Source organism: Azotobacter chroococcum (assembly GCF_002220155.1).
In the GTDB taxonomy this organism is placed as follows: Bacteria; Pseudomonadota; Gammaproteobacteria; order Pseudomonadales; family Pseudomonadaceae; genus Azotobacter; species Azotobacter chroococcum.
In genome coordinates, this window is the sequence record NZ_CP011835.1 from 1,346,976 (window position 1) to 1,364,443 (window position 17,468).

17 protein-coding genes and 1 pseudogene are annotated in these 17,468 nt (G+C 69.6%); 15 read left to right on the forward strand and 3 right to left on the reverse strand.

The genetic code is table 11. The features are described 5' to 3' along the window. The first annotated feature begins 4 nt into the window (after window positions 1–4). The 3 genes from dmpG (at window position 5) to ACG10_RS06270 (ending at window position 3,742) form a co-directional block, all read left to right on the forward strand. Window positions 5–1,024, forward strand: a complete 1,020-nt coding sequence (gene dmpG / locus ACG10_RS06260) for a 4-hydroxy-2-oxovalerate aldolase (RefSeq protein WP_089167560.1) — start codon at window positions 5–7, stop codon at window positions 1,022–1,024. 84 nt (window positions 1,025–1,108) lie between these two features. After that, window positions 1,109–2,356, forward strand: a complete 1,248-nt coding sequence (gene mhpT / locus ACG10_RS06265; RefSeq protein ID WP_089167561.1) for a 3-(3-hydroxy-phenyl)propionate transporter MhpT — start codon at window positions 1,109–1,111, stop codon at window positions 2,354–2,356. Window positions 2,357–2,467: 111 nt separating this feature from the next. After that, a complete protein-coding gene (locus ACG10_RS06270; protein WP_089167562.1) occupies window positions 2,468–3,742 on the forward strand; it encodes an OprD family porin in 1,275 nt (424 codons plus the stop codon). 44 nt (window positions 3,743–3,786) lie between these two features. Here ACG10_RS06270 and ACG10_RS06275 read toward each other — a convergent pair whose 3' ends face one another. Then, the gene (locus ACG10_RS06275; protein ID WP_089167563.1) at window positions 3,787–5,442 is read right to left on the reverse strand and encodes an electron transfer flavoprotein-ubiquinone oxidoreductase; all 1,656 of its coding nucleotides are present in this window, start codon (window positions 5,440–5,442) and stop codon (window positions 3,787–3,789) included. Window positions 5,443–5,730: 288 nt separating this feature from the next. Here ACG10_RS06275 and ACG10_RS06285 point away from each other — a divergent pair, with 288 nt between their 5' ends. From ACG10_RS06285 to ACG10_RS06305, 5 genes are all read left to right on the forward strand, one after another. After that, entirely contained in the window at window positions 5,731–6,480 is a 750-nt protein-coding gene (locus ACG10_RS06285; RefSeq protein WP_089167564.1) for an electron transfer flavoprotein subunit beta/FixA family protein, read from the forward strand. Between the two features lies 1 nt (window position 6,481). Then, entirely contained in the window at window positions 6,482–7,411 is a 930-nt protein-coding gene (locus tag ACG10_RS06290; protein ID WP_089167565.1) for an electron transfer flavoprotein subunit alpha/FixB family protein, read from the forward strand. A gap of 92 nt (window positions 7,412–7,503) precedes the next feature. Then, window positions 7,504–8,319: a substrate-binding periplasmic protein gene (locus ACG10_RS06295; protein ID WP_089167566.1), complete on the forward strand. Its 816-nt coding sequence runs from the start codon at window positions 7,504–7,506 to the stop codon at window positions 8,317–8,319. 10 nt (window positions 8,320–8,329) lie between these two features. Continuing rightward, the gene (locus ACG10_RS06300) at window positions 8,330–8,680 is read left to right on the forward strand and encodes a DUF4398 domain-containing protein (protein ID WP_089167567.1); all 351 of its coding nucleotides are present in this window, start codon (window positions 8,330–8,332) and stop codon (window positions 8,678–8,680) included. Continuing rightward, window positions 8,680–9,492 (forward strand): OmpA family protein, encoded by an 813-nt coding sequence (locus tag ACG10_RS06305; protein WP_089167568.1) that lies wholly within the window; start codon window positions 8,680–8,682, stop codon window positions 9,490–9,492. The genes ACG10_RS06300 and ACG10_RS06305 overlap by 1 nt, the downstream gene beginning before the upstream one ends. A gap of 37 nt (window positions 9,493–9,529) precedes the next feature. On the opposite strand, the gene ACG10_RS06310 is transcribed toward ACG10_RS06305, so the two are convergent. Continuing rightward, a complete protein-coding gene (locus ACG10_RS06310; RefSeq protein WP_082045468.1) occupies window positions 9,530–9,703 on the reverse strand; it encodes a DUF2897 family protein in 174 nt (57 codons plus the stop codon). Between the two features lie 154 nt (window positions 9,704–9,857). Between ACG10_RS06310 and ACG10_RS06315 the strand changes: the two genes are divergently transcribed. From ACG10_RS06315 to pyrF, 4 genes are all read left to right on the forward strand, one after another. Next, window positions 9,858–11,159 carry a sensor histidine kinase gene (locus tag ACG10_RS06315; RefSeq protein ID WP_089167569.1) on the forward strand — a complete coding sequence of 434 codons (1,302 nt, stop codon included), beginning with the start codon at window positions 9,858–9,860 and terminating at the stop codon, window positions 11,157–11,159. Between the two features lies 1 nt (window position 11,160). Further along, entirely contained in the window at window positions 11,161–12,075 is a 915-nt protein-coding gene (locus ACG10_RS06320) for a response regulator (RefSeq protein WP_089167570.1), read from the forward strand. A 63-nt stretch (window positions 12,076–12,138) separates the two neighbouring features. Beyond that, complete coding sequence (locus tag ACG10_RS06325) at window positions 12,139–12,879, forward strand: ZIP family metal transporter (protein ID WP_089167571.1); 741 nt, start codon at window positions 12,139–12,141, stop codon at window positions 12,877–12,879. Between the two features lie 48 nt (window positions 12,880–12,927). Further along, the gene (gene pyrF / locus ACG10_RS06330) at window positions 12,928–13,623 is read left to right on the forward strand and encodes an orotidine-5'-phosphate decarboxylase (RefSeq protein WP_089167572.1); all 696 of its coding nucleotides are present in this window, start codon (window positions 12,928–12,930) and stop codon (window positions 13,621–13,623) included. Between the two features lie 6 nt (window positions 13,624–13,629). On the opposite strand, the pseudogene ACG10_RS06335 reads toward pyrF, so the two are convergent. Then, window positions 13,630–14,822: pseudogene (locus ACG10_RS06335) on the reverse strand (benzoate/H(+) symporter BenE family transporter). 184 nt (window positions 14,823–15,006) lie between these two features. Here ACG10_RS06335 and ACG10_RS06340 point away from each other — a divergent pair. The 3 genes from ACG10_RS06340 to earP all read left to right on the forward strand — a co-directional run bounded on the left by ACG10_RS06340 (window position 15,007) and on the right by earP (window position 17,430). Further along, on the forward strand, window positions 15,007–15,567 hold the full coding sequence (locus ACG10_RS06340; RefSeq protein WP_089167573.1) for a hypothetical protein: 561 nt from the start codon (window positions 15,007–15,009) through the stop codon (window positions 15,565–15,567). A 112-nt stretch (window positions 15,568–15,679) separates the two neighbouring features. Beyond that, window positions 15,680–16,153, forward strand: a complete 474-nt coding sequence (locus ACG10_RS06345; protein WP_039808003.1) for a bacteriohemerythrin — start codon at window positions 15,680–15,682, stop codon at window positions 16,151–16,153. A 143-nt stretch (window positions 16,154–16,296) separates the two neighbouring features. Then, complete coding sequence (gene earP / locus ACG10_RS06350) at window positions 16,297–17,430, forward strand: elongation factor P maturation arginine rhamnosyltransferase EarP (RefSeq protein WP_089167574.1); 1,134 nt, start codon at window positions 16,297–16,299, stop codon at window positions 17,428–17,430. The last annotated feature ends 38 nt before the right edge of the window (window positions 17,431–17,468 follow it).

Sequence of the window (17,468 nt, forward strand, 5' to 3'; positions counted from 1 at the left end):
CGCCATGACCTTCAACCCCGGCAAGAAGCTGTACATCTCCGACGTGACCCTGCGCGACGGCAGCCACGCGATCCGCCACCAGTATTCGATCGCCAGCGTGCAGGCCATCGCCCGCGCGCTGGACCAGGCGAAGGTCGACTCCATCGAGGTCGCCCACGGCGACGGCCTGCAGGGTTCGAGCTTCAACTACGGCTTCGGCGCCCACACCGACCTGGAATGGATCGAGGCGGTGGCCGAGGTGGTGACGCACGCGAAAATCGCCACCCTGCTGCTGCCCGGCATCGGCACCGTCCATGACCTCGACAACGCCTATAAAGCGGGCGCGCGCATCGTCCGGGTGGCCACCCACTGCACCGAGGCAGATGTCTCCAGGCAGCACATCGAGCACGCGCGAAAGCTCGGCATGGACACCGTGGGCTTCCTGATGATGAGCCACATGACCAGCCCGCAGAACCTCGCCGTCGAGGCCAGGAAGATGGAAAGCTACGGCGCCACCTGCATCTACGTGGTCGACTCCGGCGGCGCCATGGGCATGCAGGACATCCGCGAGCGCTTTCGCGCGGTCAAGGACCTGCTCGACCCTTCGACCCAGACCGGCATCCACGCCCACCACAACCTGAGCCTCGGGGTGGCCAACTCCATCGTCGCGGTGGAGGAGGGCTGCGACCGCATCGACGCCTCGCTGGCCGGCATGGGCGCCGGTGCGGGGAACGCGCCCTTGGAAGTGTTCATCGCCGCGGCCGAGCGCCTCGGCTGGAACCACGGCACCGACCTCTACACCCTGATGGACGCCGCCGACGAGATCGTCCGCCCGCTGCAGGACCGCCCGGTGCGGGTCGACCGCGAGACCCTGGCCCTCGGTTATGCCGGCGTCTACTCGAGCTTCCTGCGCCATGCCGAGGTGGCGGCGCAGAAATACGGCCTGAGCACCGTGGACATCCTCGTCGAGCTGGGCAAGCGGCGGATGGTCGGCGGCCAGGAGGACATGATCGTCGACGTGGCGCTGGATCTGCTCAAGCGCTGACCCCGAAAAGCCGAGATTGCGCCGGCGGCCTCCGGGCCGCCGGCCGGTTGCGTACGTCCCCCACAAACCATAGGTACAACAATAATGACGACCTACACCTCGCAACATCTGGCGTCCGCGGACGCGGAACAGGACGCCCGGCGAACCTGGCTGACCATCGCCCTGTGCTTTTCCGTCGCGGTGCTGGAGGGCATCGACTTCCAGGCGCCGGGCATCGCGGCGCCCGGCATGGCCGCCGCCTTCGGTCTGGACAGGCTGCACATGGGTTGGGTGTTCAGCGCCGGCATCCTCGGCCTGCTGCCCGGCGCCCTGGTCGGCGGCTGGCTGGCCGACCGCATCGGCCGCAAGTGGGTGCTGATCGGTTCGGTGGCGCTGTTCGGCCTGTTCTCCATCGCCACCGCCCATGCCTGGGAGCTCTACAGCCTGCTGGCGGCGCGCCTGCTGACCGGAGTCGGTCTCGGCGCGGCGCTGCCCAACCTGATCGCGCTGTGCTCGGAGGCGGCCGGCGAGCGCCTGCGCGGCACCGCGGTGAGCCTGATGTACTGCGGCGTGCCGCTGGGGGCGGCGCTGGCGGCCGCCATCGGCATCGCCGGCTTTTCCGCCGACTGGACGCTGGTGTACTACGTCGGCGGCGTGCTGCCGCTGCTGGTGCTGCCGCTGCTGGCCTTCTGGCTGCCCGAGTCGGCGGCCTTCCGCGCCCGCCAGCAGTCGGCAACCCGGGCCGCTCCTGTCCCGGTCGTCGAGGGCCTGTTCCGCAACGGCAGTGCGCTGCCGACCTTGCTGCTGTGGGGCGCCTACTTCTTCACCCTGATGGTCGTCTACATGCTGATCAGCTGGCTGCCGAGCCTGCTGGTGGGCCAGGGCTTCACCGGCAGAGAGGCCAGCTGGGTGATGTTCTCCCTGCAGATCGGCGCGGCGGTCGGCACCCTGATGCTCGGCGTGCTGATGGAGCGTCTGCGGCCGCTGGCGATGGCCGGGCTGATCTATCTCGGCCTGCTCGCCGCACTGGCGGCGCTCGGGCTGTCCGAGGCATTCGCCAGCATGCTGATGGCCGGCTTCGCCGCCGGCATGTTCGCCACCGGCGGGCAGGGCGTGCTCTATGCCCTGGCGCCGCTGTTCTACCGCACCGAGGTGCGCGCCACCGGCGTCGGCAGCGCCGTGGCGGTCGGCCGCCTGGGGGCCATGAGCGGCCCGCTGGTGGCCGGCAAGATGCTGGCGCTGGGCTTCGGCAGCGCCGGGGTGATGCTGGCCTCGGCACCGGGCCTGGTGCTGGCCGGCGTGGCGGTGTTCTACCTGCTTGGCCGGCGTCGCGAGCAGGGCGCGGGGGCCTGATCCGAACAGCGCGACCCGGCGGGAGGGCGCGCCTCATTCCATTGCGTTTTATCTCGCCACCGTCCCGCTGCGGGGCGGCGGCGGACAACAAGAACAAAAAAGGTATCCGACATGCTCGACACAAGACGGGGCGCGGCCGGCGCAGCCCTGCTGCTGCTCGCCCAGGGAACGGCACAGGCAGGCGGCTTCATCGAGGACAGCCAGGGCAGCCTGACCCTGCGCAACTTCTACTTCGACCGCGACTACAAGGGCGAAAGCAACATCTCCGCGCGCCGCGAGTGGGCGCAGGGCTTCATCCTCAACATCAAGTCCGGCTTCACCGAGGGCCCGGTCGGCTTCGGCCTCGACCTGCAGGGCATGCTCGGCGTCCAGCTCGACTCCTCGCGCGACCGGGTCGGCACCGGCCTGCTGCCGGTCCAGCGCGGCAGCGGCGAGGCCGCAGAGGAGTATTCCGAGCTGGGCATCACCGGCAAGATGCGCTACTCGAAGACCGAACTGCACGTCGGCACCGTGATGCCGCGTCTGCCGATCCTGATCAGCAGCCCGGCCCGGCTGCTCTGGCAGACCTTCCGCGGCGGCCACCTGCGCTCCCAGGACATCCAGGGCCTGAGCTTCCAGGGCGGCTACCTGAACCGGATGAACCAGCGCGACTCCACCGACTACCAGAAGATCACCATCGCCGCGCCCAACGGCCGCTTCGACGGCACCGCCGAGTCCGACGAGTTCATCTTCCTCGGCGGTGACTACGCGCTGACCAAGGAACTGAGCGTGAGCTACTACCACGCCCGTCTCGACGAGATCTACCAGCAGAACTACCTGGGCGCGATCCACCAGTTCAAGCTCGGGCCGGGGGAGTTCAAGACCGACTTCCGCTGGTTCCTCAGCGACGAGGAGGGCGACGGCAAGGCCGGCTCGGTCGACAACCAGTACGTCGGGGTGGCCTTCGGCTACAAGCTGGGCGGGCACCGGCTGACGGTGGGCGGCGCGCTGTCCAGCGGCGACTCGGCGATGCCCTACATCGCCGGCTCGGAGCCGCACCTGATTTCCGAATACGCGATCAGCTCGGAATTCCTCAATGCCGACGAGCACTTCTGGCACGTGCGCTACGAATACGACTTCGCCGCGGCGGGGCTGCCCGGGCTGATCGGGGTGGCGCGCTTCATGAAGGGCACCAACGCCGAGCTGCCGGAGCGCCTCGGCGGCCGGGACCGGGAAGAGACCGAGCGCTACCTGGAGCTGTCCTACGTGGTGCAGTCGGGGCCGATTAAGGGCGTGGCGCTGCGTGTGCGCAACTCGCGCTACCAGAACAGCTTCGCGCCCAACGCCTCGATGCGCGACGACAACGAGACGCGGGTCAACGTCGACTACACCTGGAAGCTCTGGTAGGGGAGAAACGTTCGAGGCTCCCGCAGGAGCCTCGATGGTTTCGCTTACATGTTGGGATAGTTCGGCCCGCCGGCGCCTTCCGGGGCCACCCAGGTGATGTTCTGGGCCGGGTCCTTGATGTCGCAGGTCTTGCAGTGCACGCAGTTCTGCGCGTTGATCTGGAAGCGCGGGCTGCCGTCGTCCTGCTTCACCACCTCGTAGACGCCGGCCGGGCAGTAGCGCTGCGCCGGCTCGTCGTACAGCGGCAGGTTGCGGGTGATCGGGATGCTCGGGTCGGTCAGCCGCAGGTGGCAGGGCTGGTCTTCCTCGTGGTTGGTGTTGGAGAGGAACACCGAGCTGAGCTTGTCGAAGCTGAGCTTGCCGTCCGGCTTGGGATACTCGATCCGCTTCGCCTCGGAGGCCAGCTTCAGGCAGCTGTGGTCCGGCTTGTCGTCGTGCAGGGTGAGCGGGATCTTGCCGCCGAACAGGTTCTGGTCGATGAAGTTGAAGGCCCCGCCGGCCAGCGCGCCGAACTTGTGGATGGCGGCGCCGAAGTTGCGGCTGCGGAACAGCTCCTCGTACAGCCAGCTGGACTTGAACGACGCGACGTAGCCGTTCAGCTCGTCGCCGCCCTGGCTGCCGCCGGCAAGGGCGGCGAGGACGGCGTCGGCGGCCAGCATGCCGGACTTCATCGCGGTGTGGCTGCCCTTGATCTTGGCGAAGTTCAGAGTGCCCAGGTCGCAGCCGATCAGCGCGCCGCCGGGGAAGACCATCTTCGGCAGCGAGTTCAGACCGCCCTTGCAGATGGCGCGGGCGCCGTAGGACACCCGCTTGCCGCCTTGCAGGTACTGGGCGATCACCGGGTGGTGCTTGTAGCGCTGGAACTCGTCGAAGGGCGACAGGAAGGGGTTGCTGTAGGACAGGTCGACGATCAGGCCGACCACCACCTGGCCGTTCTCCAGATGATAGAGGAAGGAGCCGCCCGGGTTCTCGTCGTCCAGCGGCCAGCCGGCGGTGTGCACCACCAGGCCCTGCTCGTGGCGGGTCGGTTCGACGTCCCAGATTTCCTTGATGCCGATGCCGTAGTGCTGGGCGTCGGCCTCTTCGTCCAGCTGGAAGCGGGCGATCAGCTGCTTGCCGATGTGGCCGCGGCAGCCCTCGGCGAACAGGGTGTACTTGCCGCGCAACTCCATGCCGGGGGTGTAGTAGCCGTCCTTCGGCTTGCCTTCGCGGTCGACGCCCAGGTCGCCGGTGACGATGCCGCGCACCACGCCCGCGTCGTCGATCAGCGCCTCCTGGGCGGCGAAGCCCGGGTAGATCTCGACGCCCATGGCTTCGGCCTGCTGCGCCAGCCAGCGGCACAGGTTGCCCAGGGAGATGATGTAGTTGCCCTCGTTGTGCATGGTCTTGGGCACTAGGGCGTTCGGCAGCCTGGTGGCCTTCTCGGCGCTCCTGAACAGGTAGATGTCGTCGCGTTTGACCGGGGTGTTCAGCGGGGCGCCCAGTTCCTTCCAGTTCGGGAAGAGTTCGTTCAGGGCGCGCGGCTCGAAGACGGCACCGGAGAGGATGTGGGCGCCGACTTCGGAACCCTTCTCGACCACGCACACGCTGATCTCCTGACCAGCCTCGGCGGCCTGCTGCTTCAGCCGACAGGCGGCGGACAGACCGGCCGGACCGGCGCCGACGATGACGACGTCGAATTCCATGTATTCGCGTTCCACAAATATCTCCTGCTCGGGGCTCTCTTCGCGTGTTCCCTGGTGAGGGTCGGCCATTATATATCCGAGCCCTCGGGGCGGACCAATGCAAAGACGGCGGCGAACTGCCCCGAAGGCGGCTGCCGGAGCCCCGGAAAGCCAGGCCGCTCTCGGTTGACCGGGCGGTGCCCTGCGGTCAAGATACGGCCCGTTTCATGCTCGCCGCAGGGGGCTGACGTCGGCTCCGGCCGTCAACCACAGGCCATTGCTTGCCTTGGCGACATTCCATCTACCGGAGAGAACGAGGAATCCATGAAGGTTCTTGTAGCTGTCAAACGAGTGGTCGACTACAACGTCAAGGTCCGCGTCAAGGCCGATGGCTCCGGCGTCGATCTGGCCAACGTCAAGATGTCGATGAACCCCTTCTGCGAGATCGCCGTGGAAGAAGCGGTGCGCCTGAAGGAGCGCGGCATCGCCACGGAGATCGTCGCCGTGTCCGTCGGCCCGGCCCAGGCTCAGGAGCAGCTGCGCACCGCCCTGGCCCTCGGCGCCGACCGCGCCATCCTGATCGAGACCGACGAGGAGCTGGGTTCCCTGGCGGTGGCCAAGCTGCTCAAGGCGGTGGTCGACAAGGAGCAGCCGCAGCTGGTGATCACCGGCAAGCAGGCCATCGACAGCGACAACAACCAGACCGGGCAGATGCTCGCCGCGCTGACCGGCTACGCCCAGGGCACCTTCGCCTCGAAGGTCGAGGTCGCAGGCGACAAGCTCAAGGTCACCCGCGAGATCGACGGCGGCCTGCAGACGATCGAGCTGAAGCTGCCGGCCATCGTCACCACCGACCTGCGCCTCAACGAGCCGCGCTACGCCTCGCTGCCGAACATCATGAAGGCCAAGAAGAAGCCGCTGGAGACGGTCAAGCCGGCGGAGCTGGGCGTATCGGTCGCTTCCACCCTGAAGACCCTCAAGGTCGAGGCCCCGGCCGAGCGCCAGGCGGGCATCAAGGTGGGCTCGGTGGCCGAGCTGGTGGAGAAGCTGAAGAACGAGGCGAAGGTGATCTGAGATGGCAATCCTGGTAATCGCTGAACACGACAACGCGGTACTGGCGGCCGCAACCCTGAACACCGTCACCGCGGCCCGGGCCATCGGCGGGGATATCCATGTGCTGGTGGCCGGCAGCGGCTGCGCCGCGGTGGCCGAGAGCGCCGCGAAGATCGCCGGGGTGGCCAAGGTGCTGGTCGCCGACGACGCGGCCTACGGCCACCTGCTGGCGGAGAACGTCGCGCCGCTGATCGCCGGTCTGGCGAAGAACTACAGCCATGTGCTGGCGCCGGCCTCGACCAACGGCAAGAACTACCTGCCGCGCGTGGCGGCGCTCTTGGATGTCGACCAGATCTCCGAGATCGTCGCGGTGGAAAGCGCCGACACCTTCAAGCGGCCGATCTACGCCGGCAACGCCATCGCCACCGTGCAGTCCAGCGCGCCGATCAAGGTGATCAGCGTGCGTGCCACCGCCTTCGACGCGGCGGCGGGCGAGGGCGGCTCGGCCTCGATCGAGGCGCTGGCCGGTGCGGGCGAGGCGGGTAAATCGAGCTTCGTCGGCGAGGAGCTGGCCAAGTCCGACCGTCCGGAGCTGACCTCGGCGCGGGTGGTGGTCTCCGGCGGGCGCGGCCTGCAGAGCGGCGAGAACTTCCAGCTGCTCTATGCCCTGGCGGACAAGCTGGGCGCGGCGGTGGGCGCCTCGCGCGCCGCGGTGGATGCGGGATTCGCGCCGAACGACATGCAGGTCGGGCAGACCGGCAAGATCGTCGCGCCGGACCTGTACATCGCGGTGGGGATTTCCGGTGCGATCCAGCACCTGGCGGGGATGAAGGACTCGAAGGTGATCGTGGCGATCAACAAGGACGCCGAGGCGCCGATCTTCCAGGTGGCCGACTACGGGCTGGTGGCGGATCTGTTCGAAGTCGTGCCGGAGCTGGAAAAGCAGCTCTGATCGCTCGCCGGCCGGATCCGAAGCCCGCTCACCGAGCGGGCTTCTTGCAACTGGGGCCGGCAACTCTCCAACCACGCCCCTGCGGAAATTCCATGCAGAACCGTTTCCTTGCCGCGCTGCTGGCGCTGGCCGGCCTGCTGTCGCCCATGGCGGTCACGGCCGGCACCTGCGAGCGGCTGGTCGCCACCGGCGACCCCGACCAGCCGCCCTATCTCTGGCGCGATCCGCAGAATCCCGGGCAACTGATCGGCGCCAGCGCCGACCTGCTCGAGCTGCTGGCCAAGGCGCTGGAGCTCAGGATCGACCTGATCCGCTCCCGTTCCCGGGAGCGTGCCGAGGCGAACGTGGCGAGCGGCCGCATCGACCTGCTGCTCGGCAGCTTCCCCAGCGCCGCCCGCCTGGAGTCGCTGGACTTCATCGAGCCGGCGCTCTTCGTGCAGTCCACGCTGGTCTGGGTGCACAGGGACCGGGTCTTCCCCTATGAAGGCTGGAGCGACCTGTACACTCACCAGGGCGCGGCCCTGGCCGATGGCCGCTTGGCCCGCGAGTTCGAGCCGCTGTCCGGCACCTCCCTGCCGCTCGAGGAGCTGCCGAGCCTGGCCGAAGCCCTGAAGAAGCTGCAGCGGGGCGAGGTCGCCTATTTGCTCGGGGAGCCGTATGCCGTTCGGGCCGCCGCCGAGGCGCTGGGTATGCAGGCGGAGATCCAGCCGCTGCTGCCGCCGCTGGTCAGCGAAGGGCTGTATCTGGCCGTGGGACGCGACTCCGCCTGCAACGAGCCGGCGCTGCGCGCCCGGCTGGCGGCCCGGCTGGCCGAGCTGAACGCCGCCGGGCTGGTGGAAAGCCTGTTGCAACGCAATGCCGCGCGCTGGAAGGCGCAGGGCTTGCCGTCTTCACCCGCTGCCAAGTAGGAATCCATTCGTGAATAGCGCAAGTTTTTCCGTTGCCCTGCTTTTCCTCGTCGTGGCCGGCTGCGCCAGTGATCCCGCGCCGCACGAGCAGCTGCGCCTGAGCGAGCAGGCGCTGGTGCAGGCCCGCGCCGTCGGCGCCGACGCGGAGCAGACCGAGCTGGCCCTGGCGCAGGGCAAGTTCGAGCAGGCCGGGGCCGCGCTGGCCGCCGGTCATCACAAGCAGGCGCGCATGCTGGCCGAACAGGCCGAGCTGGATGCGCGTCTGGCCGAGGCGCAGCTGCTGACCCGCAAGAGCAACAAGCAGGTGAGCGAAGTCGAGCAGCAGATCGGCGTGCTGCGCCAGCAGCTGGGGGAACTCTGATGAAGGGGCCGCATGCTTTCCCGTTCGGCCTACTGGCCCTGGCGCTGCTGGGCGGTTGCGCCACCACCTCGCCGGAGACGCGGCGAACCCTGGACGAGGCGCACGCCGAGCTGCTGGCTATCCGCACCGATCCGGCGGTGCGGCTCAGCGCCGAGAAGGACCTGGCGCGGGCCGAGGAGTCGCTGGAGCGGGCCGAGCGCTTCTCCAGCTACCTGGGCAGCGAGGAGGATGTCCTCCACTACGCCTATCTGAGCCGGCGCTACGGCCAGATCGCCCGCGAGCATGGCGCGCAGCGCCAGGCCGCCGAGCGCGTCGCCCAGCTGGAAAAGGAGCGCGATCGCCTGCAGCTGGCCCTGAGCGAGGCCCGCCTGCTGAATGCCGAACAACAGGGGCAATGGCTCGAGGAACAACTGCTCGGCCAGGCCACCACCGAAACCGAGCGCGGTCTGGTTATGACCCTGGGCGATGTGCTGTTCGATACCGGGCAGGTGGAGCTGCGCTCGGCGGCGACGCGCACCGTGCTGCAGGTGGCCAGGTTCCTGCGCCTCAACCAGCGCCGCGTGGTGCGCATCGAGGGCTATACCGACACCCAGGGCGACGACCGGCTCAACCTCGAACTGTCCCGCGGTCGCGCCCAGTCGGTCCACGACATGCTGGTGGATCTGGGCGTCGACGGCAAACGCATCCAGGTCGCCGGCTATGGCGAGGCCTACCCGGTCGCCGAGAACGCCTCCAACCAGGGCCGCGCGCGCAACCGCCGGGTGGAGATTGTGTTCTCCGATGAAGAGGGCAAGCTGGGCGCGGAGCGCTGATTGCCGTGCCCGCCGCCCGGCGGGCACGATCCGCTGCCTACCTTTCCTTTTCCCGCTGCTCCCTGGCATCCAGCTCGGCGTTGCGCTGGCGGATGCGCTCGAGCTGCTCCTTGGTCAGGGGCAGCTTCTTCGCCGCGTCGCGCAGCGCCAGCAGGCTGCCGATCACCGAGCCAAACACCAGTATCAGTATCAGCCAGACGTACCAGGGCATATCGTTTTCCCTCGCAGGGCCCCCGCGGGCTGCAGGGGGTATCAGGTGGCGTGACGGCGGCGGGACGTGCCGGGCGGAACGGGCGTGACAGCTGTCACATGATGGCAACTTGATACTGCTTGAATGGCGCCGCCCGTCAATACGGAGAGTTCCGATGTCCTCCAGTGCCCTTGCCCCTCTGCTCAGGCCCGTCGTGGCGCTGCCCGCCACCATGAGCATAAGCGATGTGGCAGACCGCCTGCTCACGGCCGAGCACAAGGCCTTTCTTTCCCTGCCGGTGGTCGACGACGCTGGCCGGCCGCTCGGGCTGGTCAGCCGTTACAGGCTGCAGGACATCTTCATGCAGCGTTTCGGCCGCGATCTCTGGGGACGCCGCCCGGTCGTCGACGTGATGAACCCGGAGCCCCTGATCGTCAGCCTGGAGACCAGCCTGGAGGAGGCCGCCCGGCAGATCACCGGCCAGCTGCAGTATCCGATCACCGAGGACTTCGTGCTGGTCGACGGGGCGGGCCGCTACCAGGGCCTGGGCACGGTGCTCGACCTGCTGAAGGCCATGGAGGTCCGCGTAGCCCAGCGCAACCGCGTGCTGCGCCGGGCGCTGACCGAGCTGCGCGAGTCGCAGACCCAGCTGGTGCAGGCGGAGAAGATGGCCTCGCTCGGCCAGATGGTCGCCGGCGTCGCCCACGAGCTGAACACCCCGCTGGGCTATGTGAAGAACAATGTGGAGCTGCTGCGCGAGCTGATCGCGCCGCTGTTCGAACTGGCCGAGGCGCAGGCCGCGCTGGGCGACTGCCTGAGCGCCGCCGACAGCGACGAGGAGGCCCTGGCCCGCGCCTTGGAGAACGCCAGCCGGGCCCGCGATCTGGCCGCTCCGGAGCTGCTCGCCGGCGACCTCGAGCAGCTCTTCGCCGACACCCGCTACGGCCTCGGGCAGATCGGCGAGCTGGTGGTCGGCCTGAAGGACTTCGCCCGCCTGGACCGCGCCATGAGCGAGGAGGTCGATCTCAACGACTGCGTGCGCAGCACCCTGGTCATCGCCCGCAACGGCATCAAGGACAAGGTCGAGGTGCTGACCCGGCTCGGCGAGCTGCCGCGCATCGCCTGCGCGCCCTCGCAGATCAACCAGGTGCTGCTCAACCTGTTCAACAACGCCGCCCAGGCGATGGAGCGCTTCGGCCGCATCCTGGTCAAGACCTGGGCCGAGCCGGATGCGCTGTGCCTGTCGGTGCAGGACGACGGCTGCGGCATGCCGCCGGAGGTCCTCAAGCGCATCTTCGATCCCTTCTACACCACCAAGCCGGTCGGCCAGGGCACCGGTCTCGGCCTGTCGATCAGCTTCAAGATCATCCAGGACCATGGCGGCAGCATCCAGGTCGCCTCCGAAGTCGGACGGGGCACGCGCTTCCTGATCCGCCTGCCCCTCACCCAAGCCGCCAGCCTGCAACGGAGCGCCTGACATGACGCCGCCCATCCGCATTCTCTTCATCGACGACGAGGAGCGCATCCTGCGCAGCCTCGCCATGCAGTTCCGCCGGCACTACGAGGTGCTCACCGAGAGCGACCCGCAGCGCGCCCTGCAGCGCCTGCAGGACGAGCCGGTGCACATCGTCGTCTGCGACCAGCGCATGCCGAAGATGAACGGCGCGGAACTGCTCACCCGGGCACGGGAGATCGCCCCGCAGACCCTGCGCATCCTGCTCACCGGCTATTCGGACCTGGACGCGGCGATCGAGGCGCTGAACGGCGGCGGCATCTTCCGCTACCTGACCAAGCCCTGGGACCCGCAGGAAATGGCCGCGACCCTGCGCCAGGCCGCGGAGATCGCCGCGCGCCAGGGCCAGCTCGCCAGCCGGCCGGCGCCGCCTTGCCCGGCCGCCGCGCTCAACGTGCTGCTGCTCGACGAGGCGGCCGATACCCTGGCCTGCGTCGAGGCGTTCTGCGCGGCCGGCGGCCACCGCCTGCTGCGCGCATACAGCCTCGACGAGGCGCTGGCGCAGTTGAACGCCGAGCCGGTCGACCTGCTGGTCAGCGATCTCAGGCTGGCCGGCGAGGACACCGCACCGCTGCTCAAGAGCCTGGCCCAGGCCCATCCGCGGCTGCTCAGCCTGGTGGTCACGCCGTTCTGCGACACCCAGGCGCTGCTCAGGCTGATCAACGAGGCGCAGATCTTCCGCTACCTGCCCAAGCCGGTCCGCCGCGGGCTGTTCGACAAGGGCCTGCAGGCCGCCGCCGAGCAGGTGGCCCAGTGGCGGGCGCAGCCTTCGGCCGCGCCGGCGCGCCTGGCCGAGGCGCCGAAGGAGGCCCGCGAGCGGGAGAAGGTCGGCAGCCTGCTGGGGCTGCTGGGTCGCCTGCGCCAGCGCCTGAGCGCCTGACGAGGGCGCTGGCGGCCCGCTGGGGGAAATGGGTAGCCTTGCCCCGCCAAGGGAGGGGAAGGCATGCCGGAATCGCTGATACTGCAGGCGGGACTCTGGGGCTGGCTGGCGGCGAGCACATTGTTGCTCGGCGCCTGGCTGGGCTTCGGGGCACGGCTGTCGGACAGGTTCGTCGCCGCGGTGATGGCCTTCGGCAGCGGCGTGCTGATCGCCGCCCTGTGCTTCGAGCAATTGCCCCAGGCCGAACGGCTCGGCGGACTCTGGCCGACCCTGGCCGGTCTGCTGGCCGGCGGCGTGGCCTTCGTCCTGGCCAACGAGGGACTCGACCGCCTGGAGGCGCAGCATCGCGCCAGGAACGCCGGCGAGGGTTCGCTGGTCGGCCTGCTGATCGCTGCCGGGGCCTTTCTCGACGGCATTCCCGAATCTCTGGCGCTGGGGCTCGGGCTGCTCGGCGACGGCCGGCCGAGCCTGGTGCTGCTGGTCGCCGTGCTGCTCGCCAACCTGCCGGAAGGGCTGGCCAGCGCGGCCAGCCTGCGCGCCGAGGGGCGCAGCGGGCGCCAGGTGTTCGCCCTGTGGGGCGCCATCGTCGCCCTGTCGGGCCTCGCCGCGATGCTCGCCCCGGCCCTGCTGGCGGGCCTCTCGCCGGGCTGGCTGGCCTTCGCCCTGGGCTTCTCCGCCGGCGCGGTGCTCTGCATGCTGGTGGACACCCTGATTCCCGAGGCCTTCAAGGCCACCCACGCGCTGACCGGGCTGATCACCCTGGCCGGCTTCATGCTGGCCTTCGCCCTGGAGCATTTGGCCTAGGGCGTCCGCTACAATGCCCGCCATAGCGATTTGCCTGGAGCCCGCACCATGTCCTGCCCGACCCCGATCATCGTCGCCCTCGACTTCCCCAGCCGCGAGGCCGCCCTGGACCTCGCCGCCCGGCTGGACCCCGCGCAGTGCCGGGTGAAGGTCGGCAAGGAGCTGTTCACCCGCTGCGGCCCGGAGATCGTCGAGACCCTCCAGGCGCAGGGTTTCGAGGTGTTCCTCGACCTGAAATTCCACGACATCCCGAACACCACGGCGATGGCGGTGAGGGCCGCTGCTGAGCTGGGCGTGTGGATGGTCAACGTGCACTGCTCCGGCGGCCTGCGCATGATGCGCGCCTGCCGCGAGACCTTGGACGGCATCGCTGGCCGCCGGCCGCTGCTGATCGGCGTGACCGTGCTGACCAGCATGGAGCGCGAGGACCTGGCCGGGATCGGCCTGGATGTCGAGCCGCAGCAGCAGGTCCTGCGCCTGGCCGCGCTGGCCGAGCAGGCCGGGCTGGACGGGCTGGTCTGCTCGGCCCAGGAGGCGCCGGCGCTGAAGGCCGCCCAGCCGCGGCTGAAACTGGTGACCCCGGGCATCCGCCCGGCCGGCAGCGCCCAGGACGACCAGCGGCGCATCCTCACCCCGCGCCAGGCGCTGGAGGCCGGCTCCGACTACCTGGTGATCGGCCGGCCGATCAGCCAGGCCGCCGACCCGGCCCAGGCGCTGGCGTCGCTGGTCGCCGAGCTGCGCTGACGGCGTTCAGGCCGGCCTGCGCCATTCGAGGATCGCCAGTGTCAGCACGCCGCCGAGCAGGCCCCAGAAGGCCGCGCCGATCGACAGCAGGGTCATCCCCGAGGCGCTGATCATGAAGGTGACCAGCGCCGCCTCGCGTTCGCGGGGCCCGGCCATGGCGCTGCTCAGGCCGCCGCCGATCGAGCCGAACAGCGCCAGGGCGGCGATCGACAGCACCAGCTCGCCCGGCAGGGCGGCGAACAGCGCGGCGAGGGTGGCGGCGAAGGTGCCGGCGACGGCGTAGAACAGTCCGCACCAGAGCGCCGCGGTGTAGCGCCGCTGCGGGTCCTCGTGGGCGGCGCGGCCGGTGCAGATCGCCGCGCTGATGGCGGCCAGATTGAGGCCGTGGGCGCCGAAGGGCGCCAGCAGCAGCGAGGCGAGGCCGGTCGTGGCGATCAGCGGCGAGGCCGGCACCTGGTAGCCGTCGGCGCGCAGCACCACGAGGCCGGGGATGTTCTGCGAGGCCATGGCCACCACGAACAGCGGAATGCCGATGCTCACCATGGCCTGCAGGGAGAAGCCCGGCGTGGTCCACAGCGGCAGCGCCGGCTCGATCGCGACGCCGCGAAAATCCAGCAGGCCGAGCAGGGCGGCGAGCAGGCTGCCGATCAGCAGCGCGGCGAGGACCGCATAGCGCGGGTTCAGGCGCTTGGCCAGCAGGTAGCCGAAGAACATCGCACCGACCAGCAGGGGCGCCGCTCGGCGGCGAGGAAGATCTCGCTGCCGATGTCGAACAGGATGCCGGCGAGCAGGGCGGCGGCGAGCGGGGCGGGCAGGCGGCGCATCAGGCGTTCGCAGCCGCCGCTCAGGCCGACCGCGGTGAGCAGCGCGGCGCACAGCAGGTAGGCGCCGATCGCCTCGGCGTAGCCGACGCCGGGCAGGCTGCCGACCAGCAGGGCCGCGCCGGGTGTCGACCAGGCGACCACGATGGGCGCACGATAGCGCAGCGACAGGCCGATGGTGCAGACCGCCATGCCGATCGACAGCGCCCAGATCCACGAGGCGATCTGCGCGCCGCTCAGGCCGGCGGCCTGGCCGGCCTGGAACATCAGCACCAGGGAACTGGTATAGGCGGTGAGCATGGCGACGAAACCGGCGACGATCGCCGAGGGGGACGAATCGGCCAGCGGGCGAAGGGCTGCCCTCGGGGCTGCGGTCACTATCGAGGCTCCTTGCAAGGCCGGGTTGTCGGTGGGGGGCGGGGATTGTGGATACCGCCTGGGCCGGGCATCCGCCCTGGCGGCGGAGGAGTCGGCCCGTGCGCGATGATCCGGCCGGCCTGCGCGACGATAACCCCTATGCGCCGCCCCGGGGAGCCCTGCTGGATGCGCCGGGGCGCCGCCGATGCCCGGCTGGTCGTCCGCCCAGCTGCGGGTGCTCGGCTGGCTCGCCCTGGCCACGGTGCTCGGCACCCTGGTGATCGTGCTGCTGTCCTTCAGCGGCCTCACCCGGGTGCGCGGGGTGGCTGCGTATGCCAACTGGCTCGGCCTGATCCTGGTGCTGCTCGGCAATTACCTGCTGCTGCGCCTGAAGAGCTTCGCCGAGGCGCGTTTCGCCGCCCGCGGCCTGGGCTGGCCGGTGTGGCTGAGTGTCGCACTGGGGTTGCTGCTGGAGGCCGCCGCACTGCTCTTCGAGCCCGCTCCGCTCGCGGCCTGGCAGGCCTGGCTGTATGCCGCCGCGCTGATCGGCTATGGCGGTCTGCTGGTCTGGCTCGGCGTGCGTCTGCTCGCCGCACCGGGGGCCTTCAAGGCCTTGCGCGGCATGGGCTGGCTGGCGATCGCCGGCGGACTCATGCTGGCCTCCCTGGTGCTCGCGGCGCAGGCCGTGCTGCCCCTGCTGGGTGCCCATCTGGCGCTGGCGCTGGTGTTCTTCAGGGGGGCTTCGGAGCTGTACGGACGCCCGTGATGCCCGCCGCGGCGGTTTGTCGGGGATTGATCTGGCTCAACGCCATCATGATTGCCTCCCTCTACCCTGCGCGCCATCGGCATCCATGCCGCTCGAGATGGGGAGTACCGAAGTGGCTTATCTGACCTGGCGCAACGATCTGAACACCGGCATCGAGGTGATCGACGCGCAGCACCGGCAAATCGTCGAGATGATCAACCAGCTGCACGAAACCCAGGGTCAGGACCGGGCGGCGGTCGGGGTGGTGATCGAGGCGCTGGTCGACTACACGGTGTCGCATTTCGCCTTCGAGGAGTCGCTGATGGAGGACGCCGGCTACCAGTTCAGCCGTGCCCACAAGCGCATCCATGACCTCTTCATCAAGCGGGTGTCCGACTACCGCGGGCGCTACGCGGCCGGCGAGGACGTCGCCGAGGAGTTGCAGGAACTGCTGTCGCGCTGGCTGTTCAGCCACATCAAGGAAGAGGACGCCAGCTATGTCGGTGCGGTCCGCGCACAGATGCAGAGCCTGGCCAGTGACCGCAGCTCCGGCGGCTGGCTGTCGCGCTCGATGAAACGCTTCTTCGGCAGGAGCGAGGCCGCCTGACGGCCTGGTTACGCCACTTCCCGCTCGCCCACTGCTGTTCCCCCTTCGCGCCGGCCGCCCCGGTGCGGCCCTCCGCTTGACCCATCCCCCTCGGCCCACTGGCATAATCCGTTCCCCCTTGTGTTCCGGAGAGAGGAGCGGACATGCAGGCCTCCTGGGAGATCTTCTGCAGCGTCGTCGACAACTACGGCGACGCCGGCGTGACCTGGCGTCTGGCCCGCCAGCTGGCGGCCGAGCACGGCCTGCGGGTCAGGCTGTGGATCGACGATCCGGCGGCGCTGGTGCGCCTCTGTCCCGAGGTGGACGCCAGTGCCTCCCGGCAGTGGCAGGCGGGGGTGGAGATATGCCGCTGGCCGGCGGACTGGCAGCCGGTCGAACCCGCCGACGTGGTCATCGAGGCCTTCGCCTGCCAGCTGCCCGAGGCGCACGTCGTGGCCATGGCGAACTGCGGGCGCCGGGTGCTGTGGCTGAACCTGGAATACCTCAGCGCCGAGGACTGGGTCTGCGGCTGCCACGGCCTGCCGTCCCTGCAACCGGAAGGCCTGCAGAAGTTCTTCTTCTTTCCCGGCTTTGCCGAAAATACCGGCGGGCTGCTCCGCGAGCATGACCTGATCGAGCGGCGCCGGGCCTTCCAGGCCGATGCCGCGGTGCGCGCGGCGTTTCTCCAGTCGCTCGGCGTGCAGGCACGCCCCGGCGAGCGGCTGGTCTCGCTGTTTGCCTATGAGAATGCGGCCTTGCCGGGCTGGCTGGACGCTCTGGCACAGCACACCAGCCCCACGCTGCTGCTGGTGCCGGAGGGGCGCATCCTCGGCGATCTGCAGCGCTGGCTGGAGGTGCCGGCGCTGGCCGCCGGCGACGGGCAGCGGCGCGGCGCGCTGCGCATCCAGGTGCTGCCCTTCGTCCGCCAGGACGATTACGACCGCCTGCTCTGGTGCTGCGACTTCAACGCGGTGCGCGGCGAGGACTCCTTCCTGCGCGCCCAGTGGGCCGGGCGGCCGCTGCTCTGGCAGATCTACCCGCAGGCGGAGGGGGCGCACTGGGACAAGCTGGAGGCCTTCCTCGCCCTGTACCTCGAGGGCTTGTCGCCGAGTGGCGCGGACGCCCTGCAGGCGCTGTGGCGAGCCTGGAACGCCGGCGAGGAGATGGGCGCGGCCTGGACGGCGCTGCAGGACGAGTGGCCGGAACTGTGCGGCCATGCCGAGCGCTGGTGCGCGCGGCAGGCCGCGAGGCCTGATCTGGCCGCGGCACTGGTGCAATTTTATACAGATTGGCTATGATACGCGGCCTGCTTTTCGTTATTCATCCAAACGGATAC

Excerpts from the sequence above, each read along its gene's own strand:
- ACG10_RS06285 (WP_089167564.1), top strand. The coding sequence starts at position 5,731 with ATGAAGGTTCTTGTAGCTGTCAAACGAGTGGTCGACTACAACGTCAAG.
- earP (WP_089167574.1), top strand. The coding sequence starts at position 16,297 with ATGCAGGCCTCCTGGGAGATCTTCTGCAGCGTCGTCGACAACTACGGC.
- ACG10_RS06325 (WP_089167571.1), top strand. The coding sequence starts at position 12,139 with ATGCCGGAATCGCTGATACTGCAGGCGGGACTCTGGGGCTGGCTGGCG.
- ACG10_RS06270 (WP_089167562.1), top strand. The coding sequence starts at position 2,468 with ATGCTCGACACAAGACGGGGCGCGGCCGGCGCAGCCCTGCTGCTGCTC.
- mhpT (WP_089167561.1), top strand. The coding sequence starts at position 1,109 with ATGACGACCTACACCTCGCAACATCTGGCGTCCGCGGACGCGGAACAG.
- ACG10_RS06295 (WP_089167566.1), top strand. The coding sequence starts at position 7,504 with ATGCAGAACCGTTTCCTTGCCGCGCTGCTGGCGCTGGCCGGCCTGCTG.
- ACG10_RS06315 (WP_089167569.1), top strand. The coding sequence starts at position 9,858 with ATGTCCTCCAGTGCCCTTGCCCCTCTGCTCAGGCCCGTCGTGGCGCTG.
- ACG10_RS06290 (WP_089167565.1), top strand. The coding sequence starts at position 6,482 with ATGGCAATCCTGGTAATCGCTGAACACGACAACGCGGTACTGGCGGCC.
- ACG10_RS06320 (WP_089167570.1), top strand. The coding sequence starts at position 11,161 with ATGACGCCGCCCATCCGCATTCTCTTCATCGACGACGAGGAGCGCATC.
- ACG10_RS06310 (WP_082045468.1), bottom strand. The coding sequence starts at position 9,703 with ATGCCCTGGTACGTCTGGCTGATACTGATACTGGTGTTTGGCTCGGTG.
- ACG10_RS06340 (WP_089167573.1), top strand. The coding sequence starts at position 15,007 with ATGCCCGGCTGGTCGTCCGCCCAGCTGCGGGTGCTCGGCTGGCTCGCC.
- dmpG (WP_089167560.1), top strand. The coding sequence starts at position 5 with ATGACCTTCAACCCCGGCAAGAAGCTGTACATCTCCGACGTGACCCTG.
- ACG10_RS06305 (WP_089167568.1), top strand. The coding sequence starts at position 8,680 with ATGAAGGGGCCGCATGCTTTCCCGTTCGGCCTACTGGCCCTGGCGCTG.
- pyrF (WP_089167572.1), top strand. The coding sequence starts at position 12,928 with ATGTCCTGCCCGACCCCGATCATCGTCGCCCTCGACTTCCCCAGCCGC.